This is a genomic window from Enterobacter sp. 118C5, from assembly GCF_034107645.1.
GTDB lineage: Bacteria > Pseudomonadota > Gammaproteobacteria > Enterobacterales > Enterobacteriaceae > Enterobacter > Enterobacter nematophilus.
The window spans coordinates 418969-443461 of sequence record NZ_JAWNEU010000003.1 but is presented as its reverse complement, the minus strand read 5'-3'; the positions used below and the strand labels follow the sequence as shown (position 1 = coordinate 443461).

Sequence of the window (24493 nt, the reverse complement as noted above, 5' to 3'; positions counted from 1 at the left end):
GTCTGAAGAAAACAAAAATCTATTTTTTGCCCAACAACGCCTGAAGGTCGTTTTTCAGCGACGACATCTGGCTGGCGTACTTCTCTTTATGTTCGGCATCCTCAATCAGCTGCACGATGGTTTCCGACAGGGTCTTACCACGCCGTTGCGCCAGCCCGGCCAGACGCTGCCAGACCACGAACTCCAGGTCGATGGATTTTTTCCGGGTATGCTGATGCTCGGCATTAAAATGCCGTTTACGTCGCGCGCGGATAGTTTGCTTCATCCGGTTTAACAGCGCGGGATTAATGTGCTTCTCAATCCAGCCATTAACCTGTACCGGTTCATTTTCGAGGGTCAGCAAAATATCCACGGCTTCTTGCGCAGCGCTGGCTTCGATGTAGCAGGTGATCAGCTCCCCTTCACGGTGCTTTTTGACCAGGTACTTCCATTTCCAGCCGCTTTCGAGATTTTCCAGTTGTTGATATTTCATTGCGATCTCAGTGTTACCACGTAACTCTGTTCAGAATATCAGTTTTTTAGCAATCTGCTGAAAAGAAATCATATCCTGTGAGTGAGTGCAGCCAATCCGCCTGCTGAAATACCCAATCCTGCTTGGGTAGAGCCCCTCGCTTACGGTATACTCCACGCTTTTACATCTGACTAAAAAACATCAACTTTGACCATTACGAAACTAGCATGGCGTGACCTTGTTCCGGATGCCGAGAGCTATCAGGAACTGTTTGCACAGCCCGATCTCGCAAAAGAACACGAATTCATCCTTAGCGATACGCAACCACGCTTACATTATGCGCTGGAGCAGACGTTAAGCCCGTGGGCGACATCGCCCTTCATGCTGCTGAAAGCCCCGGAAGAAGCGGAATATCTGACGCTGCTTGGGGATGCCATGCGCCAGCTGCGGCCGGAAACCAACGCGGTATTTGGCGGCCAGTATCGTATCGCGGAGCATAATATTACCTTCGAACCGGCGGACCAGGCAGACGGTCGTTTTGCTGCTAAAGGCGAGGTGATTACCGCTAATTGGGTCGAGGCTGAACAGCTCTTTGGCTGTCTGCGCCAGTTTAACGGTGAGCTTTCCCTGCAGCCGGGGCTGGTGCATCGGGCAAACGGTGGCGTGCTCATCATCTCTCTGCGCACCCTCCTCTCGCAGCCGCTGCTGTGGATGCGCCTGAAAACCGTTGTGACCCAACAGCGCTTTGACTGGGTCGGCTATGACGAGTCTCGTCCTCTTCCTGTCTCCGTGCCGTCCATGCCGCTGTCGCTGACCGTCGTGCTGACGGGTGACCGCGAATCGCTGGCGGACTTCCAGGAGATGGAGCCGGAGCTGGCCGAGCAGGTGGTTTACAGCGAATATGAAGACAACATTCAGATTGCCGATGCGGACGACATGGCGCAGTGGTGTCAGTGGGTAATGGCCGTGGCGGAACGTTTTGCATTGCCAGCGCCTGCCGCTGACGCGTGGCCGGGTTTAATCCGCGAAGCCGTTCGCTATACCGGTGACCAGGAAACCCTGCCGCTCTGCCCGCTCTGGATCGGCAAGCAGCTGCGTGAAGTGGGTACGATCAGCGGTAACGGTGCGTTCACCGGCGAACAGCTCACGCAGATGCTGGCGCAGCGAGAGTGGCGCGAAGGCTATCTTGCTGACCGCATGCAGGATGAAATTCTGCTGGAACAAATTCTGGTCGAGACAGAAGGCGAACGCGTTGGGCAGATCAACGCCCTCTCGGTGATCGAGTTTCCTGGCCATCCGCGGGCGTTCGGTGAACCCTCGCGAATCAGCTGCGTTGTGCATATTGGCGATGGCGAGTTTACCGATATTGAACGCAAGGCCGAACTGGGCGGCAATATTCACGCCAAAGGCATGATGATCATGCAGGCGTTTTTGATGTCTGAGCTGCAGCTTGAGCAGCAAATCCCCTTCTCCGCCTCGCTGACGTTCGAACAGTCCTACAGCGAAGTGGATGGCGATAGCGCCTCTATGGCGGAGCTGTGCGCCTTAATCAGCGCCCTGGCGGACGTGCCGATCAACCAGAACATCGCGATTACCGGTTCGGTCGATCAGTTTGGTCGTGCTCAGCCCGTTGGCGGTCTGAACGAAAAAATTGAAGGCTTCTTCTCTGTCTGCCAGCAGCGCGGTTTAAACGGCAAACAGGGTGTGATTATTCCTGCGCCCAACGTACGCCATCTCAGCCTGTGCCAGGATATTCTGGACGCGGTTGAACAGGAACAGTTCGCCATCTGGGCCATCGAAGGGATTGAGGATGCACTACCCTTACTGACAAACCTGGTCTGGGATGGCGAAGGTCAGACAACCCTGATGCAGACTATCCAGGAGCGCATTGCTCAGGCGACACAGCAGGATGCTCGTCATCGTTATCCATGGCCGTTACGCTGGATGGGTTGGTTCAGTTCGAACTGATCGGACTTGTTCAGCGTACACGTGTTAGCTATCCTGCGTCCTTCACTAAAATAAGGCTTACTGAGAACATGGTAGATAAACGCGAATCCTATACAAAAGAAGATCTTCTTGCCTCTGGTCGCGGTGAACTGTTTGGCGCGAAAGGCCCACAGTTACCGGCCCCGAACATGCTGATGATGGACCGTGTCGTGAAAATGACCGAAACCGGCGGCAACTTCGATAAGGGTTACGTAGAAGCAGAACTCGATATCAACCCGGACCTGTGGTTCTTCGGTTGCCACTTCATTGGCGATCCGGTAATGCCTGGCTGCCTGGGCCTGGATGCCATGTGGCAGCTGGTTGGCTTCTATCTGGGCTGGCTGGGTGGTGAAGGTAAAGGCCGCGCGCTGGGCGTGGGCGAAGTGAAATTCACCGGTCAGGTTCTGCCTACGGCGAAGAAAGTGACCTATCGTATTCACTTCAAGCGCATCGTTAACCGTCGCCTGATTATGGGCCTGGCGGATGGCGAAGTGCTGGTAGACGGTCGTCTGATCTATACCGCGAACGACCTGAAAGTGGGTCTGTTCCAGGATACCTCTGCTTTCTGATAACGGCTTTTAGCCCGTTCAGAAAGGCGAAACCTCCGCAATGCGGAGGTTTCTTTTTTTAAAGAGACGTTATCAGGCTAATAGTGCCCTGTCGCCGATGGCTTCTCGCCAGCCTCCAAGCCATTGTGACCTTTGATTTATCGTCTGATAAGGACACATTTCTTTCGAACGTCCAGCGATGCCGGCCTGATAACCACGTTGATGAGCCCGTTCCAGGCGATCTCGTTTCTGTCTCTTCATGCCTCGTTTCCCTCATTCTTTTGTCTGGTGGAAAGAAAACAGTGTCTGCGCCAGATGCGCAGGCACAGATAACGAATACCCCGATTTACTCTCAGCGTCAATGTTCAAAATTCATACGGGTGTCATATTTGTGAGCTAGCTGGAAGATCATTTGTACAAAAATTGTGACCCGGCACAAGTAACAACCTGACGCAAAAACGAAAAAAAAACCGCAATCAGCACCAGGCCGATTGCGGTTTTTGACGATGAATTTTACTTATGGCAGCCGGGAAATTTCCCTGGCGATACTGGCTGACTCCTGCGCCCAACCCTGAGCCAGCACTTTCACCATTTCATCATAGCCATCCTTCTGCTGCTTCAGCTCCAGATGGAAAGGACGCTTAATCAGCTGTCCCTGATGATTCAACAGCCACTCGCCGCTGATGACAACGGCACCGTCATAACGGCCGTGGAAGCCCGTTACAGTGACGTTCAGCGTGTCCTGATCGCTTCCCAAAGGCTGGGAGGCAACAACCCAGCCCGGAAGCTGGCTGCCCAGATTCGCCACCAGCGTATTGCGTAACTGCTGATCCAGCGGGCTGGCCCACAGGTTGTTGTTGGCGATAACGTACTGTACATCGCTGGTCTGATAGACCACCCCGTTGCCGGCCAGGTAATCTGGCACGGCGACCTGCTCAACCCACAGCAGACGGTTGCCCTGCGAGGCGGTAGTTTGCGTAACCGCCTGCGTCACCAGCGGCAGCTGGTAGTAGCTTTTCGTTTCGCTCCCGGAGCTACAGGCCGTGAGTACCATCGCTCCTGCAATCGCTAGCCATTTTTTCATTGTTTCGCCCTCTTCGGCTCAGGATCCTTTTTATCTTTCGCTTCGAACACCAGCGCATTGCTCTTCTCGTTGAGCGTTTTCAGAACCGGCTGCAGTTCACGCAAGACCTGATCGAGACGCTGCATATCTGCCACCATCTTGTTGTACGCCGCCGAGCCAGGCTGGAAGCCCTGCATACTGCGGTTCAGCTCGCGCAGCGTTTTCTGCATATCCTGCGGCAGCTGCTGCATACTCTGGTTGGCTGTGATCTTGTTGATGTTGTCCAGCGTAGTCTGCAGGCGCTGCATTGTCGCCTGGCTTTGATGTAACGAACCTGTCGCCGCCTCAATCATTGGGTTCAGAGGCAGGTTGTTAATTTTATCCAGCGTTTCCATAAGACGCTGCTGGATCTGGGCCAGACCGCTGCTTACCGTTGGGATAATCTTGTAACCACCAAATTCACGCATACCGGTAATCGGCGGCGCTTTTGGATAGAAGTCCATATCGACATACAGTGCGCCGGTCACCAGGTTACCGGTTTTCAGCGAGCCGCGCAGACCGCGATTCATCAGGTCGGTGATGTGCTCGCCGATATCCTGATTCTCACCAATCTGGTTGATCAGGCGCTCAGGCTCAATGCGGATCAGCACCGGAATACGGTAATCATCATCAAGCATCTGCTTAAGGCCAGGAACAAAGTAAGGCACTTGTCCCACCGTCCCCAGACGAATACCGCGGAACTCAACGGGCGCCCCAGGCTGCAGGCCGCGAACCGAATCCTTAAAGAACATCAGATAGTCGATATGATCGGTATAGAGTGCATCCTGAATGCTTTTTTGATCGTCGAACAGGCGGAAAGCGGTGTTCTCCGCAACCGGCTGCCCCAGGTCCAGCCCTTCGGGTACGTCAAAACTCACGCCACCGCCAAACAGCGTTGTCAGCGAGCCCATTTCTACACGCATGCCCGCCGAGGTCAGATCCACCGCGATGCCGCTGTCTTTCCAGAAACGGACGTTGCTGGTGACCAGACGATCGTTAGGCGCATTGATGAACAGCTGATAGCTGATGGCTCTTTTCTGAGGATCGAAGGTGCTTTTCTCCACCGAACCCACGCGATAGCCGCGGAAAAGAACCGGATCGCCCGCCGTGAGCTGGCCCGCTTTTTTACTGTCGAGGATCACGCGGATACCTTTTGCATCAGGCGGGGCAAGCGGAGGTGAATCCAGAAGCTGGTACTGCGCCGGCTGGCTGCCTTTTGCACCCGGCTGCAGCTCGATGTAGGCACCTGAGAGCAGCGTTCCTAAGCCGCTGATCCCATCGCGCCCCACCTGAGGTTTAACCACCCAGAAAACAGAATCGCCGTGCAGCAGTTTTTCCATGCCGGCATTAAGACGCGCCTTAATCTCCACATGGGTTAAATCGTCGGTCAGGGTTGCGCTTTCCACCACGCCCACATCCACGCTGCGGCTTTTGATGGTCGTTTTACCGCCCTCAATTCCTTCGGCATTGGTGGTAATCAGCGTCACTTCCGGTCCCTGATGGCTGTAATGATAAAACAGGATCCATGCACCGATCAGCGCGGTCACGATGGGGAAAATCCACACCGGCGACCAGTTTTTGACCTTCTGCACTTTCGCCTCTCCACTCTTATTTTCCATGCTCTTACTCTTCCTCATGGCTTGATTCAGGCTCACGATCCCACGATAAACGAGGGTCGAAGGTCATGGCCGCAAACATGGTCATAATCACCACCAGTGCAAACATTAAAGCCCCCATCGCGGGATAAATACTCATCAAACCGCCCATCCGCACCAGCGCAGAGAGAACGGCAATCACAAACACGTCGATCATTGACCAACGACCGACAAATTCGACCACTTCGTAAATCAGGTGCATGCGTTCGCTGTCGCGCTTTCCGTGGCCTTTTGCATCCCAGCAGAGCCAGGCAATGGCGATCATTTTTAAGGTGGGCACCATAATACTGGCGATAAAAATCACGCCGGCGACAGGATAGGATCCTTCGCCCCACAGCAGTATGACCCCGGCAAGGATCGTCGAGGGCATTTTGTCGCCGAGCAAATCGGTGATCATAATCGGCAGAATATTGGCGGGCAGATACAGCATGACGGACGTGACCAGCAGCGCCATCGTCCACTGCAGGCTGTTTTTACGGCGAACGTGGCCCTTTGTTTCGCAGCGCGGACAAACCTCAAGATCGGCGGGCAGCACGGCGGTGCAGCACGGGCAGGAACGAAGCCCCTGGCGGATACCCGGCACGCCGACCTTCACCGTCTGCGCAAGCGTCGGGGCCGGGGCGATATCGTCCCAGGCCCAGCGCCTGTCCACGCACTGGAAAGCACGCAGCTGCAGGACGCAATACAGACACCAGGGAATAAAGCTGCTGCCTATCCCCACGTCGCCGTACGCCATCAGCTTCACGAAACTGACCAGTATCCCCGCCAGAAAGATCTCGGCCATCCCCCAGCTTTTGAGCTGAAAAAGGATGCGCGCAAGCCGGATTTTCAGCGATGACGGCATCCTGACGCGGTTAACCAGCAGCAGGATGACGACCAGGCAAAACGCCGGGACTATCTGGACGAACAGCAGAAAAAAGGTGCCGAGGCTGGCGTAATCTTCCGAGAACATCACGCCCGGGATTTCAAGCAGATTCACCTGGCTTGTCATCCCACCGACCTTCATATAGATGAAGGGGAAGAGATTGGAGAGCAGCAGCATGAACAAGGCTGCCAGCGCGTAGGCAGTGGGACGCTGCCTCGGCGCGTCCCACTCGGTTGTCAACGTCGCGCCACAGCGTGGACACAGGGCTTTATGTCCGTGACCAAGCTCTGGCAACGCCACGAGCATATCGCATTGCGAGCATAATATATGCCTGTCGGCATGGTGCTGGTCACACATATTTAATCCCTGTTTATGCGCCGTTTTTCAGAGACTCAAGGTACTCCCAGCGCTCAAATGCTTCTTCCAGGGCTTTTTCAGCCGCGGACATTTCAGCCAGTACTTTCTGAGTATAGTCATGCGATTGGGTAAAGAATGATGCATCAGCAACCTGTGCTTGCAGCCCCTCAAGCGCGGCCTCCAGCTCTTCGAGACGCTGAGGTAGCCCCTCCAGTTCGCGCTGCAGGTTATAGCTTAGTTTAGCCGAGGTTTTCTTGACAGTTTCTGCTTTTGCTACAGCAGGTTCAGAACTTGTTCTGGACTTTGACTGTTTCTGCGCCAGAGACTGCGACTGCTGCCCTTTTGCGTCGTGATAACCGCCCACGTACTGACCAATTCGCCCTTCACCTTCGAAGATCCAGCACTCGGTCACGGTGTTATCCACGAACTGACGATCGTGACTAACCAGCATCACGGTTCCCTGATAACCGTCGATCAGCTCTTCCAGTAATTCCAGCGTTTCGACATCCAGATCGTTCGTCGGTTCATCGAGGATCAGCAAATTGCTTGGCTTCAGGAACAGACGGGCCAGCAGAAGACGGTTACGCTCCCCGCCGGACAGCGCGCGCACCGGCGTCATCGCGCGTTTCGGGTGGAACAGGAAGTCCTGCAGATAGCCCAGCACGTGCCGCGGCTTGCCGTTTACCATCACTTCCTGTTTACCTTCGGCGAGGTTATCCATCACCGTGCGTTCCGGATCCAGCTCCGCGCGGTGCTGGTCGAAGTAGGCCACTTCCAGCTTGGTGCCGCAGTGAATGCGGCCGCTGTCGGCCTGCAGCTGGCCCAGCATCAGCTTCAGCAGCGTGGTTTTGCCGCAGCCGTTCGGGCCAATCAGCGCAATTTTGTCCCCGCGCTGAACCTGAGCGGAGAAATCTTTCACCAGCACTTTGCCGTCAACCTGGTAGTTAACGTTTTCCATTTCGAAGACAATCTTGCCGGAGCGGGACGCCTCTTCCACCTGCATTTTGGCGCTGCCCATCACTTCGCGGCGCTCGCTGCGCTCGCGTCGCATCGCCTTCAGGGCACGCACGCGGCCTTCGTTACGGGTACGGCGCGCCTTGATGCCCTGACGGATCCACACCTCTTCCTGCGCCAGCTTGCGGTCGAACTCGGCGTTCTGCAGCTCTTCCACGCGCAGGTTTTCTTCTTTCTCCAGCAGATACGTATCGTAATCGCCAGGATAGGTAACCAGCTTGCCGCGGTCGAGATCGACAATGCGCGTCGCCATATTGCGAATAAACGAACGGTCGTGCGAGATGAAGATGATGGTGCCGCTGAAGGTTTTCAGGAACCCTTCCAGCCAGTCAATCGCTTCAATATCCAGGTGGTTGGTTGGTTCGTCCAGCAGCAGTACCTTAGGGCCACTGACCAGCGCGCGGCCCAGCGCCGCTTTACGCAGCCAGCCGCCGGAGAGCGCGGACAGTTCCATATCCGCTTCGAGACCAAGCTGGGCCAGCACCTCGTTAATGCGGTTTTCCAGCTGCCACAGACCGTGGTGATCGAGCATCTCCTGCACTTTCGCCAGTTCGTTGAGATTCTTGTCGCTCGGGTCGGTCATCACAAGATGCGAAATCTCGTGATAGCGCTTCAGGTACTCCGCCTGCTCGGAGATGCCTTCCGCCACGAAATCGTACACGCTGCCGGTCACATGACGCGGCGGATCCTGCTGGAGGCGGGAGACGATCAGATCCTGCTCGTACACGATGCGGCCGTCATCCAGCCCCTGCTCGCGGTTGAGGATTTTCATCAGCGTGGATTTACCCGCGCCGTTACGGCCCACCAGACAGACGCGCTCGTTATCTTCGATATGCAGCTCTGCATTATCGAGAAGCGGTGAGTCGCTGAAAGAGAGCCACGCGCCGTGCATACTAATTAATGACATTTATTTTTCCTTTCAGACCGCGGTAATCAACCAGCAGTTATGAATTTGACGGTTACGGGCGAAGTCCTGAGACAGCGTTTTTTGGCTGATTTCTTGTGCTTTCAGTCCCAGGGCTGCCAGGCCGTCATGATCCATACGGAAGCCGCGTTTGTTGTTCGAGAACATAATGGTGCCGCCTTTGCGCAGCAGGCGCTTCAGGTCGGTCATCAGGCGCAGGTGATCGCGTTGAACGTCAAAGCTATCCTCCATGCGCTTGGAGTTAGAGAAGGTCGGCGGATCGATAAAGATCAGGTCGAACTGCTCGTCGGTATCGCGCAGCCAGCCCAGCACGTCGGCCTGCATCAGGCGATGCTGGCGTCCGGTCAGACCGTTCAGGCGCAGGTTGCGTTCGGCCCACTCCAGATAGGTACGGGACATATCCACCGTGGTGGTGCTGCGCGCGCCGCCGAGACCGGCGTGCACGCTGGCGCTCCCGGTGTAGGAGAACAGGTTGAGGAAATCTTTGCCCTTGCTCATCTGGCCGAGCATGCGGCGGGCGATACGGTGGTCGAGGAACAGGCCGGTATCAAGATAGTCGGTCAGGTTCACCCACAGGCGGGCGTTGTATTCGCCCACTTCGATAAAGTCGCCCTTTTCGCCCATCTTCTGGTACTGGTTTTTACCCTTCTGACGCTCGCGGGTTTTCAGAACCAGCCTGTTCGGCGCAATCCCCAGCACGGCAATGGTGGCCGCAATGACGTCCAGCATACGCTGACGCGCTTTTTGCGCATCAATGGTTTTCGGCGGAGCATATTCCTGAATCACCACCCAGTCCGCGTAGCGGTCAACCGCCACGTTGTACTCCGGCAGGTCGGCATCGTACAGGCGATAGCACTCGATCCCTTCCTGCTTCGCCCATTTTTCAAATTTCTTCAGGTTTTTGCGCAGGCGGTTGGCGTAATCTTCCGCCACGCCGGTTGGCTTGCTGTCCGCCGCTTTCTCTGCCAGATGGTAGTTTTTCTGCACGCAGTCCAGCGGGCCGTTTTTCGCTTTAAACTGGCGATCGGCACGCAGCTGCAGGCAGCTCAGCAGCTCCGGCGAGGCGCTGAACAGAGACAGGTTCCAGCCGCCGAAATAGTCCTTCATATTGCGGCCCAGCAGGCTGTGCAGGGCAATCAGCGCAGGCTCGCTGTCCAGACGCTCGCCGTACGGCGGGTTGCTGATCACGGTTCCGTACGGGCCTTTCGGCAGCGGGTTGGTCAGGTTCGCCACGTCTTTCACCTCGAAGGTGACCAGCTCGCCGATACCGGCGCGACGGGCGTTGCTGCGGGCGCGTTCAATCACGCGCGGGTCGCTGTCCGAACCGTAGAAGTGAGAGGTGTACTCCGCCAGGCCCTTACGCGCGCGGGTCTGCGCCTCGTCTTTAACCTCTTTCCAGAGCGCTTCGTCGTGCTGTGCCCAGCCCTTAAAGCCCCAGTGGCCGCGGTGCAGCCCCGGCGCACGGTCGGTTGCCAGCATTGCGGCCTCAATCAGCAGCGTACCGGAGCCACACATTGGGTCGAGCAGCGGCGTGCCCGGCAGCCAGCCGGAGCGCATCACGATGGCGGCGGCCAGGGTTTCTTTGATCGGCGCCATACCGGTGCGATCGCGGTAGCCGCGCAGGTGCAGACCGGCGCCGCTCAGGTCGAGGGAGATGCTTGCCGTGTCGCCGTTCAGCCAGACGTTGATACGCAGGTCCGGATTTTCGCGATCGACGTTCGGACGTTCCTTATTTTTACGCGTGAAGCAGTCAACAATCGCGTCTTTTACGCGCAGAGCGCCGTACTGGCTGTTGCGGATCTCGTCGTTCACGCCGTTGAAATGCACCGCGAAGGTGGCGTCAGGAGTGAAGATCTCTGTCCAGTCGATCATCTGTACGCCGGTGTAGAGATCCAGGTCGCTATAGACCTTGCACTCCTTCATCGGCAGCATGATGCGCGACGCCAGACGGCTCCACATCAGGCTCTGGTAAATAAGCCGCGTGTCGCCCTCAAAATGGACACCACCCTGAACCACCTGGCACTCTTGCGCGCCGAGGGCTTCCAGTTCAGTTTTTAACAGCTCTTCCAGCCCACGGGCCGTACTGGCAAACAGAGAATTCATATCGTCACTTTTACTCTTAGAAAATTGTCGCGCATTATAGCTAATATGGCGTGTATGTCATAAAGTTGAAGGCTTATTTTCATTTGCGGGAGTGTGCAGTGGCGACGTTATCCAGGCTTTTTATTCATCCGGTGAAATCCATGCGCGGCATCGGCGTCTCTCACGCGCTGGCAGACATGAGCGGGTTCGCCTTCGATCGTATTTTTATGGTCACCGAGCCTGACGGGACGTTTATCACCGCACGCCAGTTCCCGCAGATGGTTCGCTTCACCCCTTCACCGCTTCATGATGGTTTGCATCTGACCGCGCCGGACGGTTCCAGCGCGGTGATTCGCTTTGCTGATTTTGCGGCTGTCGACGCGCCAACGGAAGTATGGGGCAACCATTTTACCGCCCGCATCGCACCGGATGAAATTAACCGCTGGCTGAGCGGCTTCTTCTCCCGCGACGTGCAGCTGCGCTGGGTTGGGCCGGAACTGACGCGTCGCGTCAAGCGCCACGACGCCGTTCCCCTCTCCTTCGCGGATGGCTTCCCGTTCCTGCTCACCAACGAAGCGTCGCTGCGTGATTTACAGAATCGCTGTAAAGCCAGCGTACAGATGGAACAGTTCCGTCCGAACCTGGTGGTGACGGGCGCCGACGCCTGGGATGAAGACACCTGGAAAGTCATTCGCATCGGCAGCGTCATCTTTGATGTCGTCAAACCCTGCAGCCGCTGCATTTTCACCACGGTAAGCCCCGAGAAAGGCCAGAAGCATCCTTCCGGCGAGCCGCTGAAAACGCTGCAATCGTTCCGTACCGCACAGGACAACGGCGATGTCGATTTCGGCCAGAACCTGATCCCGCGCTCCAGCGGCGCGATCCGCGTAGGCGATGAGGTTGAAATTCTCGCCCGCGGGCCGGCGAGAGTGTACGGCTCAGGCCAGGAAGAAGAAATGGTCGACGTTGTGACAAACGTCGCCTCTGCGGTGGATATTCACTGGCAGGGCAAGATTATTCGTGGCAACAATCAGCAGGTGCTGCTGGAGCAACTGGAGCAAGCCGGTATTCGCGTACCGTATTCCTGCCGCGCGGGAATTTGCGGATGCTGCCGCATCAAGCTACTGGAGGGTGAAGTGAGTGCGCTGAAAAAATCTGCAATTGGAAATGACGGCACAATCCTGTGCTGTAGCTGCGTACCGAAAACGTCGGTACAGCTGGAAGCTTAAACCGCCTGTTCGAGGCTGAAGGAATCTACGCGCAGCGGCGGCTTCAGCCTGTCATTCATGACTTTGATCGCATCACCTAACTGCATTACGCGCCCGGCAATCGTCACGCCGGGCTGCGCCAGCAGACAAAGTGCGGCGTTTTCGCCCGGCTCAACCACTAACAGGCTCACCTCTTCGGCGGTATCGCTCAGGTTAACGCTGGCTGCATCGCCCGTTGCTGGCGTCCAGTCCATGCCGTGAGGCAGGAAATGCCAGCTTTTCGGCATTTGCGGCTTCAGGAAACGGATAGCCACCAGCGCATTTAATACCAGTTCGGCACGCTGCTCTTTTGAGAGCATCAGATCGCGGCATTTTTCTTCAAAGGAGAAATAAAGCGCCGCATCATCAACACAAAAGCCCGATGGAGAAAACGCGTCCGGGGTTAACATTCGGCGGGCAAAACGAGAACGAAACAACATGCCATTGGCTAAATCGAGCATCATGCGATCGTGCTCATCGCAAAAATACCAGCGCCAGTTATCGTCAGGTTTAATTCGCATGTTTCTCTCCCGTCCCCAAACGTCCTGTACTAAAAATGTCCTGTTGGCCGCTTCGTTTATAACACTAGTAATAAAAGACTATAATGTCTAAATAAGCAACAGTGACGGAATATAAAACAACCAGGGCTGGAAATAAAGCCCTGGTTGTCTGATTAAGAGAAAAGATTAGATATGAGTAACGATTTCTTTAATCAGCGGCGGGCCTTTAAAAATAAAGCCGGAATAGATTTGCACCAGTGACGCACCGGCCGCCATCTTCTCGCGCGCAGCAATCACCGAGTCGATACCGCCGACGCCAATAATCGGTAAACGGCCATTTAATTCTGCAGACAGAGCGCGAATAATTTCGGTGCTTTTTAATTGTACCGGACGGCCACTTAACCCACCCGCTTCGTCACAGTTTTTCATTCCCTGAACGAGGGAACGATCGAGCGTGGTATTCGTTGCAATCACCCCATCGATATTATGGCGAACCAAACTGTCGGCAACCTGGATCAATTCTTCATGAGAAAGATCCGGCGCGATCTTCACCGCGACCGGAACATATTTATGGTGGATCGCCTGGAGTTCATTTTGTTTATTTTTAATGGCACTCAGAAGATCGTCCAGCGCTTCGCCATATTGTAACGAGCGTAAACCCGGGGTATTAGGTGAGGAAATATTCACCGCGATATACCCGGCATAGGCGTAGACTTTTTCCATACAAATCAGATAGTCATCTTTACCCTGCTCAACCGGCGTATCTTTATTTTTGCCAATATTGATGCCTAACACCCCATCGAAATGGGCTTTCTTCACGTTCTCCACCAGATGATCAACGCCGAGGTTATTAAAGCCCATGCGGTTGATCAGCCCTTCGGCTTCGACCAGGCGGAACAGGCGCGGCTTGTCATTTCCCGGCTGCGGGCGCGGCGTGACGGTACCAATTTCGATGGAGCCAAAGCCCATCGCGCCCAGGGCATCGATGCACTCGCCATTTTTGTCCAGACCGGCCGCCAGACCCAGCGGATTTTTAAAGGTCAGACCCATGCACTGCACAGGCTTTTCCGGCACGTTTTGACGCACCAGTGCCGCCAGAGGCGTGCCTGTAATGCGACGTAATTGCTGAAATGTAAATTCATGAGCGCGCTCGGGGTCGAGCTGGAAAAGGGCTTTACGAACGAAGGGGTAGTACATGAACTCTCCTGGATTCCCGGTGTGCAAACCGGGAGGGGATTATGGGCGATCCCGTCGCGAAAGGGAATTGACCTGCGGCAAAAAAAACGGCGTAAAACGCAATCGTTTTCCTGCCTTTCCCTTTCTTATGCAGTTTTTCGCATTTTAATTGCGGATAAATCATTTAGTGGAATAACCGCGCGGTGTCACACTCCTGAAAATTGTTATGAATGTTAGACAAAAGCAAACAATTAGTTATAAGGAGGAAGTATGCGCGTCATTACCCTGGCCGGAAGTCCACGATTCCCTTCGCGTTCCAGCGCCCTGCTGGAATATGCCCGTGAAAAGCTCAACGCCCTGGACGTGGAAGTGTGCCACTGGAATCTGCATAACTTCGAGCCTGAAGATTTGCTGTATGCCCGCTTCGACAGCCCCGCGCTGAAAACCCTCACCGAGCAGCTCAAGGAAGCGGACGGCCTCATCGTTGCGACCCCGATTTATAAAGCCTCTTTTTCGGGCGCGCTGAAAACCCTGCTCGATCTTCTCCCCGAGCGCGCGCTGGACGGCAAAGTGGTGCTGCCGCTGGCAACGGGCGGCACGGTGGCACATTTACTGGCGGTGGATTACGCCCTGAAGCCGGTGCTGAACGCCCTGAAGGCGCAGGAGATCCTCCACGGCGTTTTCGCGGATGATTCGCAGGTCATTGACTACCAGCATAAGCCGCACTTCACGCCGAATCTGCAAACGCGCCTTGATGCCGCGCTGGAAACCTTCTGGCACGCCCTGCATCGCCGGGATATCCAGGTTCCTTCTTTTACTCCGCCTCAGGGAGTCGCACATGTTTAAAACCTTAACCCGTCTCGGACTGGCTGGCCTGATGGCGTTTACCGCGCTGGCGCATGCCGCAGAAACCGCACCGGACAGCTTACGCATTGGCTACCAAAAAGGCAGCGTCAGCATGGTGCTGGCAAAAAGCCACCATCTGCTGGAAAAACGCTTCCCGGACACCAAATTCTCCTGGGTGGAGTTCCCGGCAGGGCCGCAGATGCTTGAAGCGCTGAACGTCGGCAGTATCGATCTGGGCAGCACGGGCGACATCCCGCCTATTTTTGCTCAGGCTGCCGGGGCAGACCTTGTCTACGTCGGCGTAGAACCCGCGAAACCGAAAGCCGAGGTGATTCTGGTACCTGAAAACAGCGACATTAAAAGCGTCGCCGACCTTAAAGGACGTAAGGTCGCTTTCCAGAAAGGCTCCAGCTCGCACAACCTGCTGCTGCGCGCCTTACAGGAAGCCGGGCTAAAGTTCACCGACATTCAACCCATTTACCTGACGCCTGCCGACGCGCGCGCCGCGTTCCAGCAGAAAAACGTTGATGCCTGGGCTATCTGGGATCCGTACTACTCAGCGGCATTACTGCAAGGCGGCGTACGGGTGCTGAAGGACGGTACCACGCTCAAACAGACCGGCTCGTTCTACCTCGCCGCACGCCCTTACGCGGAAAAAAACGGCGCGTTTATTCAGGGCGTGCTGGATACCTTCACGCAGGCAGATGCGCTGACCCAAAGCCAGCCTCAGGCGAGCATTGCCCTGCTGGCAAAAACCATGGGCCTGCCTGAACCGGTGATTGCGAGCTATCTCAGCCACCGTCCACCCACCACCATTTCACCGGTAGACGCGCACGTCGCCGCGCTTCAGCAACAGACCGCTGACCTCTTCTATCAAAACCGCCTGGTCCCAAAACAGGTCGATATTCGCGAACGCATCTGGCAGCCCGCTGGCAAAGAAGGAGCTAAATCATGAGTCTGAATCTTTTCTGGTTTTTACCCACCCACGGCGATGGGCACTATCTTGGCACAGAAGAGGGTTCGCGCCCGGTTGACCACGGCTATCTGCAGCAGATTGCGCAGGCGGCGGACCGAATCGGTTTTACCGGCGTGCTGATCCCGACCGGACGCTCGTGCGAGGATGCCTGGCTGGTCGCCGCGTCGATGATCCCGGTCACCCAGCGCCTTAAATTCCTGGTTGCATTGCGCCCGAGCGTCGTTTCCCCCACCGTGGCGGCGCGTCAGGCGGCAACGCTGGACAGGCTCTCCAACGGCCGGGCCCTGTTCAACCTGGTGACGGGCAGCGATCCGCAGGAGCTGGCGGGCGACGGCGTGTTCCTCGACCATACCGAGCGCTATGAAGCCTCCGCCGAGTTTACCCGCGTCTGGCGACGCCTGTTGGAAGGCGAAACCGTCACCTTTGAAGGCAAGCATATTCACGTTCGCGACGCGAAGCTCTACTTCCCGCCGGTGCAGCAGCCGCGTCCCCCGCTCTATTTTGGCGGATCGTCGGATGTGGCTCAGGATCTGGCCGCCGAGCAGGTCGATCTCTATCTGACCTGGGGCGAGCCGCCCGAGCTGGTGAAAGAGAAAATTGCTCAGGTCCGCGCCAAAGCCGCCGCCCATGGCCGCAGGGTGCGCTTCGGCATTCGCCTGCACGTGATTGTGCGCGAAACCAATGAAGAAGCCTGGCAGGCGGCAGACCGCCTGATCTCCCATCTAGACGATGAGACCATCGCGAAGGCGCAGGCCGCGTTTGCCAAAACCGACTCCGTCGGGCAGCACCGCATGGCCTCTCTGCACAACGGCAGGCGCGAGAATCTGGAAATCAGCCCGAACCTGTGGGCGGGCGTCGGCCTGGTGCGCGGCGGCGCGGGCACGGCGCTGGTCGGCGACGGCCCGACCGTAGCCGCCCGGATTAATGAATACGCTGACCTGGGCATCGACAGCTTTATTCTCTCCGGCTATCCGCACCTGGAAGAGGCGTACAAGGTGGGCGAGCTGTTATTCCCGCATCTGGACGTCGCCGTTCCGGAAATTCCACAGCCGCAGCGGCTCCAGCTGCAGGGCGAAGCCGTGGCGAACGAGTTTATTCCGCGCAAAGTCGCGCAGAGCTAAGGAGTGACCATGTCTGCCACCTCACAAAAATGGCTGCTGCGCGCCGCCCCGTGGTTTTTGCCCGTCGGCATCGTGGCGCTCTGGCAGCTCGCGTCGACCACCGGCTGGCTGTCGAGCCGCATACTGCCCTCTCCGGAGGGCGTCGTAGAAGCGTTCTGGTCGCTGAGCGTCAGCGGCGAGCTGTGGCAGCATCTGGCGATCAGCTCCTGGCGCGCGGTGATTGGGTTTTCCATCGGCGGCAGCATTGGTCTGTTGCTGGGTCTGATCAGCGGCCTTTCCCGCTGGGGCGAGCGGCTGCTGGATACCTCCATTCAGATGCTGCGCAACGTGCCGCATCTGGCGCTGATCCCGCTGGTGATTCTGTGGTTTGGGATTGACGAGAGCGCCAAGATCTTTCTCGTGGCGCTTGGCACGCTGTTCCCGATCTACATCAACACCTGGCACGGCATCCGCAATATCGATCGCGGTCTGGTGGAGATGGCGCGCAGCTACGGCCTGTCCGGCTTTTCTCTCTTTATACACGTGATCCTGCCGGGCGCCCTGCCCTCCATCATGGTCGGGGTGCGTTTTGCGCTCGGCCTGATGTGGCTGACGCTGATTGTGGCGGAGACCATCTCGGCCAATTCAGGCATCGGCTATCTGGCGATGAACGCCCGCGAATTCCTGCAAACGGACGTGGTGGTGGTTGCCATCATCCTCTATGCCCTGCTTGGCAAACTCGCGGACGTCAGCGCCCAGTGGCTTGAGCGCAGCTGGCTGCGCTGGAACCCGGCCTATACCCTTCAGGAGGCGAAAGCATGAATACGGCACGACTGAACCAGGGCACGCCGCTGCTGCTGAACGGCGTAACCAAACGCTACGGCGAAAACACCATTCTTAACGGGCTGGATCTGCACATTCCCGCCGGCCAGTTTGTGGCCCTAGTCGGGCGCAGCGGCGGCGGCAAGAGCACGCTTCTGCGTCTTTTAGCCGGGCTGGAAGCCCCCAACGGTGGAGAGATTCTGGCAGGAACAACGCCGCTTTCGAATATTCAGGACGATACGCGCATGATGTTTCAGGACGCGCGGCTGCTGCCCTGGAAGACGGTGATTAATAACGTCGGGCTGGGGCTCAAAGGCAACTGGCGGGATGAAGCCCGTCGGGCGCTGGCCGCCGTCGGGCTGGAAAACCGCGCAGGTGAATGGCCTGCGGCGCTGTCGGGCGGGCAGAAGCAGCGCGTGGCGCTGGCGCGAGCGTTGATTCACCGTCCCGGCCTGCTGCTGCTTGATGAGCCGCTCGGCGCGCTCGACGCCCTGACGCGGATCGAAATGCAGGATCTGATTGAATCCCTCTGGCAGGCGCACGGCTTTACGGTCCTGCTGGTGACGCATGACGTCAGCGAAGCCGTGGCGATGGCGGACCGGGTATTGCTTATAGAAGACGGGAAAATCGGTCTGGATCTGACGGTGGATATCCCGCGCCCTCGTCGCGTAGGGTCGGCGAGACTGGCGGAGCTGGAGGGGGCGGTGTTGGAGCGGGTGATGAAGCGTGGGGTAAATGAGCGTGCGTTGATTACGGCTAATGCCTGATGCCTTCACCCCGGCCCTCTCCCACAGGGAGAGGGAGGGTTAAGCTTTCTATCAGGCCAGTGCTTTAGCAATCTTCTCGTACAGATCGCCAGACAGATTTTCCAGCCCTTTCAGCTGCTCAAGCGCGGCGCGCATCTTCGCCTGGCGCTGCGCATCATAGCGTTTCAGGCGAATCAGCGGCTCAATCAGACGTGATGCAACCTGCGGGTTACGGCTGTTCAGCTCGGTCAGCATTTCCACCATAAACTGGTATCCGCTGCCGTCTTCGGCGTGGAACGCGGCCGGGTTGCTGCTGGCAAATGCGCCAATCAGCGAGCGAACGCGGTTCGGGTTGCTCATGGTGAACGAACGGTGCTTCAGCAGGCTGCGAACCTTGCTAAGCGCATCGGCCGCCGGGCTGGTCGCCTGCAGAATAAACCACTTGTCCATCACCAGACCATCCTGGTGCCACTTGTCGTCATACTCCTGCATCAGCGCATCGCGGCACGGCAGTTCAGCGGCAACGCTTGCCGACAGCGCGGCCAGCGCATCGGTCATGTTATCCGCTTCGTGATACTGCTTGCTCACCAGCGTGTTCGCCAGCCCGGCCTCACCAAACGCAAGATAGCGCAGGCAGGTATTGCGCAGAGTACGTTTGCCGATATCCGCATGCTCCACGCGATAGGCGTCAAGCCTGTTGGCGTTGTAGAGCGCCAGGAATTCATCCGCCAGTTCGGTCGCCAGCGTGCGGGTCAGCGCTTCACGCACGGCCACGATGGCAATCGGGTCGATGATATCGAACAGCTCTGCAATTTCGGTTGCGGACGGGAGGGTCAGAATTTCAGCCGCCAGCGCCGGGTCAATCTTCTCATCCAGCAGGATCGCACGGAACGCGTCTGCCACGTGCACCGGCAGCGTCAGCGGCTGGCCCTGCTGGTAGCGGTTCACGTTCAGCTTGATGTAGGTTGCGAGCAGGCTCTGCGCGGCGTCCCAGCGAGAGAAATCATTGCGCGCATGGCGCATCAGGAACGTCAGCTGCTGGTCGCTCCACTTGTACTCCAGCTTCACCGGCGCGGAGAATTCGCACAGCAATGCAGGAACCGGCTGGAAGTAGACGTTATCGAAGATAAAGGTCTGCTCTGCCTGGGTCACGTTCAGCACGTTGTGCACCGGATGGCCGCCCTTCTGCAGCGGGATGACGTTGCCTTCGTTGTCGTACAGCTCAATGCTGAACGGAATGTGCAGCGGATATTTCTCTTCCTGCTCGGCGGTTGGCGGCGTGCGCTGGCTGATGGTCAGCGTGTACTGCTCGGTTTCCGGGTTGTAGTCGTCCTTCACGGTGACGATCGGGGTCCCGGCCTGGCTGTACCAGCGGCGGAAATGAGAGAGATCAACGTTGGACGCGTCTTCCATCGCCTGCACGAAGTCGTCGCAGGTGGCCGCGCTGCCGTCGTGGCGCTCGAAATAGAGCTGCATCCCTTTCTGGAAGTTCTCCTCGCCCAGCAGGGTGTGGATCATGCGAATAATTTCCGCGCCCTTCTCGTACACCGTCAGGGTGTAGAAGTTGTTCATCTCAATGACTTTGTCCGGACGGATCGGGTGCGCCATTGGGCTGGCATCTTCCGCAAACTGCAGACCGCGCATGGTACGCACGTTGTTGATGCGGTTGACCGCCCGCGAGCCGAGATCGGAGCTGAACTCCTGATCGCGGAAGACGGTCAGGCCCTCTTTCAGGCTCAGCTGGAACCAGTCGCGGCAGGTGACGCGGTTACCGGTCCAGTTATGGAAATACTCGTGGCCGATGACGCGTTCGATATCAAGGTAGTCTTTATCGGTGGCGGTATCGGTACGCGCCAGCACGTATTTGGAGTTAAAGATGTTAAGGCCTTTATTCTCCATCGCGCCCATGTTGAAGAAGTCGACGGCGACGATCATATAGATGTCGAGATCGTATTCGAGGCCGAAGCGCTCTTCGTCCCACTTCATGGAATTAATGAGTGAAGTCATCGCCCACGGCGCGCGGTCAAGGTTGCCGCGGTCAACGAACAGCTCCAGCGCCACTTCGCGGCCAGAGCGGGTTTTGAAGGTATCGCGCAGCACGTCGAAATCACCCGCTACCAGCGCAAACAGGTAGCATGGTTTCGGGAACGGGTCCTGCCACTGCACCCAGTGACGGCCATTTTCCAGTTCGCCCTCGCCGACGCGGTTACCGTTGGAGAGCAGGAACGGATAGAGCGTTTTATCGGCAATGATTTTAGTGGTAAAGCGCGCCAGCACGTCCGGGCGGTCGAGGTACCAGGTAATGTGGCGGAAACCTTCTGCTTCACACTGTGTACACAGGGCCACGCCTGACTGGTAAAGCCCTTCCAGCGCCGTGTTTGCGGCAGGGCTGATTTCATTCACGATGCGCAGCGTAAAGCGTTCCGGCAGGTTGTCGATGACCAGCTGGTTGCCTTCTTCTTTATAGTCTGACCAGGGTTCATCGTTAATATGCAGGGAGACCAGCGTCAGGTCTTCGCCATCCAGACGCAGCGGTACGGCAGTCGCGCTGTGGCGCGTCACCTGGCTTACCGCCGTCACAACGGTTTTTGTGGCATCCAGGTCAAAAGTCAGATCGATATCGCCAATCAGGTATTCCGGCGCACGGTAGTCGTGGCGGTATTTGGCTTGTGGCTGTTGTGTCATAGAAAACCTTATGCATCGTTTGTCGAGTAACGTTTCAATATATTCCTGTTGCGTAAAACGCGCTATGCAGAATGTTCATCTTTTCAGGCAGAAACACCTTTTTTGCTACATTTGTATAACACGGGGCACGAAATGCTCTCGACCATAAAGTGTGCTTATGTTGTGATCGGGGTTCAATAAATCACTAAACAAGGTATACTCCGGAGTTGTTTATTGTACTAAACGCTCCCGTGAGAGGATGCTACAGCGCACCTATGACTCAATTCGCTTCTCCGGTTCTGCATACGTTGCTGGATACCGACGCGTATAAACTGCATATGCAGCAAGCCGTTTTCCACCATTACTATGACGTTAACGTCGCGGCGGAATTCCGCTGCCGTGGTGACGACTTGCTCGGTATCTACGCAGACTCCATTCGTGAACAGGTCGATGCGATGCAGCATCTGACGCTGCAGGACGACGAATACCAGTGGCTTTCAGGCCTGCCTTTCTTCAAAGCGGACTATCTGAACTGGCTGCGCGACTTCCGCTATAAGCCTGAACAGGTCACCGTGACCAACGAGAACGGCAAGCTGGATATTCGTCTTGAAGGTCCGTGGCGGGAAGTGATCATGTGGGAAGTGCCGCTTCTGGCCGTCATCAGCGAGCTGGCTCAGCGCTACCGTTCGCCTGAAACGGGCGTTGAACAGGCGGTCGCCTCGCTGGAAAACAAACTTGAGGCATTCTCAACGCTGACCGAAGGGCTGGATATGTCCCGCTTCCGCCTGATGGATTTCGGCACCCGTCGCCGCTTCTCTCGCGAGGTTCAGCAGGCTATCGTTGAACGTTTGCAGCAGGAGCCGTGGTTCGTGGGCACCAGCAACTACGATCTTGCGCGTCGCCTCAACCTGACGCCAATGGGCACTCAGGCGCACGAGTGGTTCCAGGCGCATCAGCAAATTAGCCCTGACCTGGCCAACAGCCAGCGTGCGGCGCTGGCCGCCTGGCTTGAAGAGTACCCGAATCAACTCGGGATCGCCCTGACCGACTGCATTACGATGGATGCCTTCCTGCGCGACTTTGGTCCCGAGTTCGCAGAGCGTTACCAGGGGTTACGCCACGACTCCGGGGATCCGGTTGAATGGGGCGAAAAGGCGATTGTCCATTATCAAAAACTCGGCATTGACCCGATGAGCAAGGTGCTGGTCTTCTCCGATAATCTCGACCTGGCGAAAGCCGTCGAACTGTATCGTCATTTCAATACCAGAATTAATCTGGGCTTCGGGATCGGTACCCGGTTGACCTGCGACATTCCTCAGGTAAAACCTCTGAATATCGTGATAAAGCTGGTGGAATGTAACGGCAAGCCGGTGGCAAAGCTCTCCGACAGCCCGGGTAAAACCATCTGCCATGACAAAGCGTTTGTCCGCGCATTGCGCAAAGCGTTCGATCTCCCTCAGATCAAAAAAGCCAGTTAAGCGCTTACGGGAGCCTTCAGGGCTCCCTTCCCTTATTTATTTCTCAATTCTTCTCTTTTGACTGCGAAATTTACTTGTCTGATAGCGGATGGCAGGTAACATAGATATCCCCCCGTCTTAGGGTGGACAAGTGTTTATTTTTTCCGACTATTAACAGAGAGAATATTATGAGCGTTGTGCCTGTAGCCGACGTACTCCAGGGCCGTGTCGCCGTTGACCAGGAGGTCACCGTGCGCGGATGGGTGCGTACTCGCCGAGATTCTAAAGCTGGCATCTCCTTCCTTGCCGTCTATGACGGTTCCTGCTTTGATCCTGTACAGGCCGTCATTAATAATTCTCTGCCCAATTACAATGATGACGTTCTGCGCCTGACGACGGGCTGTTCCGTTATCGTTACCGGTGTGGTTGTCGCATCACCTGGCCAGGGTCAGAGTTTCGAGATCCAGGCCTCTGCCATTGAAGTCACCGGCTGGGTTGAAGATCCGGACACCTACCCGATGGCGGCAAAACGTCACAGCATCGAATACCTGCGTGAAGTCGCACACCTGCGTCCGCGTACCAACCTGATTGGTGCGGTGGCTCGCGTGCGCCATACGCTGGCCCAGGCGCTGCATCGCTTCTTCGATGAGCAGGGTTATTTCTGGGTGTCTACCCCGCTGATCACCGCGTCCGATACGGAAGGCGCAGGCGAAATGTTCCGCGTCTCGACGCTGGACATGGAAAACCTGCCGCGCACGCCGGAAGGTAAAGTGGACTATGACAAAGACTTCTTTGGTAAAGAAGCCTTCCTGACGGTATCCGGACAGCTCAACGGCGAAACTTACGCCTGTGCGCTGTCTAAAATCTATACCTTCGGCCCAACCTTCCGCGCCGAAAACTCCAACACCAGCCGCCACCTGGCGGAGTTCTGGATGCTGGAGCCGGAAGTGGCGTTTGCCGATCTGAATGACGTTGCAGGTCTCGCAGAAGCGATGCTGAAGTACGTCTTCAAAGCGGTTCTGGAAGAGCGTCCTGACGACATGAAATTCTTCGCAGAGCGCGTTGACAGCGATGCTGTGGCGCGTCTGGAGCGTTTCGTCTCTGCCGACTTTGCGCAGGTGGACTATACCGACGCGGTAGCGATCCTCGAAAAATGCGGTGAGAAGTTTGAGAACCCGGTTTACTGGGGCGTCGATCTGGCGTCTGAGCACGAACGCTATCTCGCCGAGAAACACTTCAAAGCGCCGGTTGTTGTTAAAAACTACCCGAAAGACATTAAAGCCTTCTATATGCGCCTTAATGAAGACGGTAAAACCGTGGCAGCGATGGACGTACTGGCGCCGGGCATCGGTGAAATCATCGGTGGTTCTCAGCGTGAAGAACGTCTGGACGTGCTCGATGCGCGCATGGAAGAGATGGGTCTCAACCCTGCGGACTACAGCTGGTATCGCGACCTGCGCCGTTATGGCACCGTTCCGCACGCTGGTTTTGGTCTGGGCTTCGAGCGTCTGATCGCCTACGTTACCGGCGTTCAGAACGTGCGTGACGTGATCCCATTCCCGCGCACACCACGCAACGCCAGCTTCTAAGTAACACCACAGACAATGGCCAGCATTTGCTGGCCATTATTTTATTCTTTCTTGTCAGTTTTTGTCAGCGTAAAGTCAGCCTTTTTAAACCACCACCCCGTCACAACCACTACCTGTTACGTTTTGTTTCCGCGAAATATCCAGCCACAAAAAATAAACCTCAGTCTTATTGCGATTATTACACCCTGAAGTAATAGCACAAATTTCAACCAATTTTTCAGCCATCCAGAAGTCTTTTTTCGGTCATAAGAAAAAACGAGTCGTTTAACATCCGTTTATAGGAATTGCCTTTATCCAAATTAAACATAAGGAATTCATATATATAGGAAACAAACTGATGCTTAATTCGCCAGGGGGTTCCGAAATTTGAGATGGTTCACAAAGT

General features: G+C 56.4%; 20 protein-coding genes. 10 read left to right on the top strand and 10 right to left on the bottom strand.

Annotation, left to right across the window (positions count from 1 at the left end):
* Positions 1-19 precede the first annotated feature (19 nt).
* Complete coding sequence (gene matP / locus UTO39_RS09665; protein WP_253541439.1) at positions 20-472, bottom strand: macrodomain Ter protein MatP; 453 nt, start codon at positions 470-472, stop codon at positions 20-22.
* 186 nt (positions 473-658) lie between these two features.
* Here matP and UTO39_RS09660 point away from each other — a divergent pair, with 186 nt between their 5' ends.
* A complete protein-coding gene (locus UTO39_RS09660; protein ID WP_320727064.1) occupies positions 659-2419 on the top strand; it encodes a Lon protease family protein in 1761 nt (586 codons plus the stop codon).
* A 68-nt stretch (positions 2420-2487) separates the two neighbouring features.
* Positions 2488-3006, top strand: coding sequence for a bifunctional 3-hydroxydecanoyl-ACP dehydratase/trans-2-decenoyl-ACP isomerase (fabA, locus tag UTO39_RS09655; RefSeq protein ID WP_000227926.1), 519 nt, complete (start codon positions 2488-2490; stop codon positions 3004-3006).
* Positions 3007-3078: 72 nt separating this feature from the next.
* Here fabA and rmf read toward each other — a convergent pair whose 3' ends face one another.
* The 6 genes from rmf to rlmKL form a co-directional block, all read right to left on the bottom strand.
* Positions 3079-3246 carry a ribosome modulation factor gene (rmf, locus tag UTO39_RS09650; protein WP_320727063.1) on the bottom strand — a complete coding sequence of 56 codons (168 nt, stop codon included), beginning with the start codon at positions 3244-3246 and terminating at the stop codon, positions 3079-3081.
* Between the two features lie 256 nt (positions 3247-3502).
* Positions 3503-4069 carry a membrane integrity-associated transporter subunit PqiC gene (gene pqiC, locus UTO39_RS09645; protein WP_151412836.1) on the bottom strand — a complete coding sequence of 189 codons (567 nt, stop codon included), beginning with the start codon at positions 4067-4069 and terminating at the stop codon, positions 3503-3505.
* Positions 4066-5706 (bottom strand): intermembrane transport protein PqiB, encoded by a 1641-nt coding sequence (gene pqiB, locus UTO39_RS09640; protein WP_320727062.1) that lies wholly within the window; start codon positions 5704-5706, stop codon positions 4066-4068. Before pqiB ends, pqiC begins: the two co-directional genes overlap by 4 nt.
* Before the next feature lie 4 nt (positions 5707-5710).
* Entirely contained in the window at positions 5711-6964 is a 1254-nt protein-coding gene (gene pqiA, locus UTO39_RS09635) for a membrane integrity-associated transporter subunit PqiA (RefSeq protein WP_253541437.1), read from the bottom strand.
* A 13-nt stretch (positions 6965-6977) separates the two neighbouring features.
* Positions 6978-8885 carry an ABC transporter ATP-binding protein gene (locus tag UTO39_RS09630; RefSeq protein ID WP_320727061.1) on the bottom strand — a complete coding sequence of 636 codons (1908 nt, stop codon included), beginning with the start codon at positions 8883-8885 and terminating at the stop codon, positions 6978-6980.
* Positions 8886-8897: 12 nt separating this feature from the next.
* Positions 8898-11006, bottom strand: a complete 2109-nt coding sequence (gene rlmKL / locus UTO39_RS09625) for a bifunctional 23S rRNA (guanine(2069)-N(7))-methyltransferase RlmK/23S rRNA (guanine(2445)-N(2))-methyltransferase RlmL (protein ID WP_320727060.1) — start codon at positions 11004-11006, stop codon at positions 8898-8900.
* Positions 11007-11104: 98 nt separating this feature from the next.
* Here rlmKL and UTO39_RS09620 point away from each other — a divergent pair, with 98 nt between their 5' ends.
* Positions 11105-12214, top strand: a complete 1110-nt coding sequence (locus UTO39_RS09620) for a YcbX family protein (RefSeq protein ID WP_320727059.1) — start codon at positions 11105-11107, stop codon at positions 12212-12214.
* On the opposite strand, the gene zapC is transcribed toward UTO39_RS09620, so the two are convergent.
* Together zapC and pyrD are read right to left on the bottom strand one after the other, a co-directional pair.
* On the bottom strand, positions 12211-12753 hold the full coding sequence (gene zapC, locus UTO39_RS09615; RefSeq protein ID WP_320727058.1) for a cell division protein ZapC: 543 nt from the start codon (positions 12751-12753) through the stop codon (positions 12211-12213). The two genes, UTO39_RS09620 and zapC, sit on opposite strands and share 4 nt — an antisense overlap.
* Before the next feature lie 165 nt (positions 12754-12918).
* A complete protein-coding gene (pyrD, locus tag UTO39_RS09610; protein ID WP_061098677.1) occupies positions 12919-13929 on the bottom strand; it encodes a quinone-dependent dihydroorotate dehydrogenase in 1011 nt (336 codons plus the stop codon).
* Positions 13930-14178: 249 nt separating this feature from the next.
* Here pyrD and ssuE point away from each other — a divergent pair, with 249 nt between their 5' ends.
* From ssuE to ssuB, 5 genes are read left to right on the top strand one after another with little or no spacing between them, the layout of a single operon-like run.
* Positions 14179-14754 carry an NADPH-dependent FMN reductase gene (ssuE, locus tag UTO39_RS09605; protein ID WP_061098678.1) on the top strand — a complete coding sequence of 192 codons (576 nt, stop codon included), beginning with the start codon at positions 14179-14181 and terminating at the stop codon, positions 14752-14754.
* Positions 14747-15709 (top strand): sulfonate ABC transporter substrate-binding protein, encoded by a 963-nt coding sequence (locus tag UTO39_RS09600; RefSeq protein WP_320727057.1) that lies wholly within the window; start codon positions 14747-14749, stop codon positions 15707-15709. Before ssuE ends, UTO39_RS09600 begins: the two co-directional genes overlap by 8 nt.
* Entirely contained in the window at positions 15706-16851 is a 1146-nt protein-coding gene (ssuD, locus tag UTO39_RS09595; RefSeq protein ID WP_320727056.1) for an FMNH2-dependent alkanesulfonate monooxygenase, read from the top strand. The genes UTO39_RS09600 and ssuD overlap by 4 nt, the downstream gene beginning before the upstream one ends.
* Before the next feature lie 9 nt (positions 16852-16860).
* Positions 16861-17652, top strand: coding sequence for an aliphatic sulfonate ABC transporter permease SsuC (gene ssuC / locus UTO39_RS09590; protein WP_320727055.1), 792 nt, complete (start codon positions 16861-16863; stop codon positions 17650-17652).
* Complete coding sequence (gene ssuB, locus UTO39_RS09585) at positions 17649-18419, top strand: aliphatic sulfonates ABC transporter ATP-binding protein (protein WP_320727054.1); 771 nt, start codon at positions 17649-17651, stop codon at positions 18417-18419. The genes ssuC and ssuB overlap by 4 nt, the downstream gene beginning before the upstream one ends.
* Before the next feature lie 51 nt (positions 18420-18470).
* Here the strand turns inward: ssuB and pepN are convergent, their stop codons facing one another.
* Entirely contained in the window at positions 18471-21083 is a 2613-nt protein-coding gene (gene pepN / locus UTO39_RS09580; protein WP_320727053.1) for an aminopeptidase N, read from the bottom strand.
* Positions 21084-21337: 254 nt separating this feature from the next.
* Between pepN and pncB the strand changes: the two genes are divergently transcribed.
* Positions 21338-22540, top strand: a complete 1203-nt coding sequence (pncB, locus tag UTO39_RS09575) for a nicotinate phosphoribosyltransferase (RefSeq protein WP_320727052.1) — start codon at positions 21338-21340, stop codon at positions 22538-22540.
* 167 nt (positions 22541-22707) lie between these two features.
* Positions 22708-24108, top strand: a complete 1401-nt coding sequence (gene asnS, locus UTO39_RS09570; protein ID WP_048960458.1) for an asparagine--tRNA ligase — start codon at positions 22708-22710, stop codon at positions 24106-24108.
* Positions 24109-24493: the final 385 nt, after the last annotated feature.

Coding starts and splice junctions, on each gene's coding strand:
- fabA (WP_000227926.1), top strand. CDS start 2,488: ATGGTAGATAAACGCGAATCCTATACAAAAGAAGATCTTCTTGCCTCT.
- matP (WP_253541439.1), bottom strand. CDS start 472: ATGAAATATCAACAACTGGAAAATCTCGAAAGCGGCTGGAAATGGAAG.
- zapC (WP_320727058.1), bottom strand. CDS start 12,753: ATGCGAATTAAACCTGACGATAACTGGCGCTGGTATTTTTGCGATGAG.
- pncB (WP_320727052.1), top strand. CDS start 21,338: ATGACTCAATTCGCTTCTCCGGTTCTGCATACGTTGCTGGATACCGAC.
- UTO39_RS09630 (WP_320727061.1), bottom strand. CDS start 8,885: ATGTCATTAATTAGTATGCACGGCGCGTGGCTCTCTTTCAGCGACTCA.
- pqiB (WP_320727062.1), bottom strand. CDS start 5,706: ATGGAAAATAAGAGTGGAGAGGCGAAAGTGCAGAAGGTCAAAAACTGG.
- pqiA (WP_253541437.1), bottom strand. CDS start 6,964: ATGTGTGACCAGCACCATGCCGACAGGCATATATTATGCTCGCAATGC.
- rlmKL (WP_320727060.1), bottom strand. CDS start 11,006: ATGAATTCTCTGTTTGCCAGTACGGCCCGTGGGCTGGAAGAGCTGTTA.
- rmf (WP_320727063.1), bottom strand. CDS start 3,246: ATGAAGAGACAGAAACGAGATCGCCTGGAACGGGCTCATCAACGTGGT.
- ssuE (WP_061098678.1), top strand. CDS start 14,179: ATGCGCGTCATTACCCTGGCCGGAAGTCCACGATTCCCTTCGCGTTCC.
- asnS (WP_048960458.1), top strand. CDS start 22,708: ATGAGCGTTGTGCCTGTAGCCGACGTACTCCAGGGCCGTGTCGCCGTT.
- UTO39_RS09600 (WP_320727057.1), top strand. CDS start 14,747: ATGTTTAAAACCTTAACCCGTCTCGGACTGGCTGGCCTGATGGCGTTT.
- pepN (WP_320727053.1), bottom strand. CDS start 21,083: ATGACACAACAGCCACAAGCCAAATACCGCCACGACTACCGTGCGCCG.
- ssuC (WP_320727055.1), top strand. CDS start 16,861: ATGTCTGCCACCTCACAAAAATGGCTGCTGCGCGCCGCCCCGTGGTTT.
- pqiC (WP_151412836.1), bottom strand. CDS start 4,069: ATGAAAAAATGGCTAGCGATTGCAGGAGCGATGGTACTCACGGCCTGT.
- pyrD (WP_061098677.1), bottom strand. CDS start 13,929: ATGTACTACCCCTTCGTTCGTAAAGCCCTTTTCCAGCTCGACCCCGAG.
- ssuB (WP_320727054.1), top strand. CDS start 17,649: ATGAATACGGCACGACTGAACCAGGGCACGCCGCTGCTGCTGAACGGC.
- ssuD (WP_320727056.1), top strand. CDS start 15,706: ATGAGTCTGAATCTTTTCTGGTTTTTACCCACCCACGGCGATGGGCAC.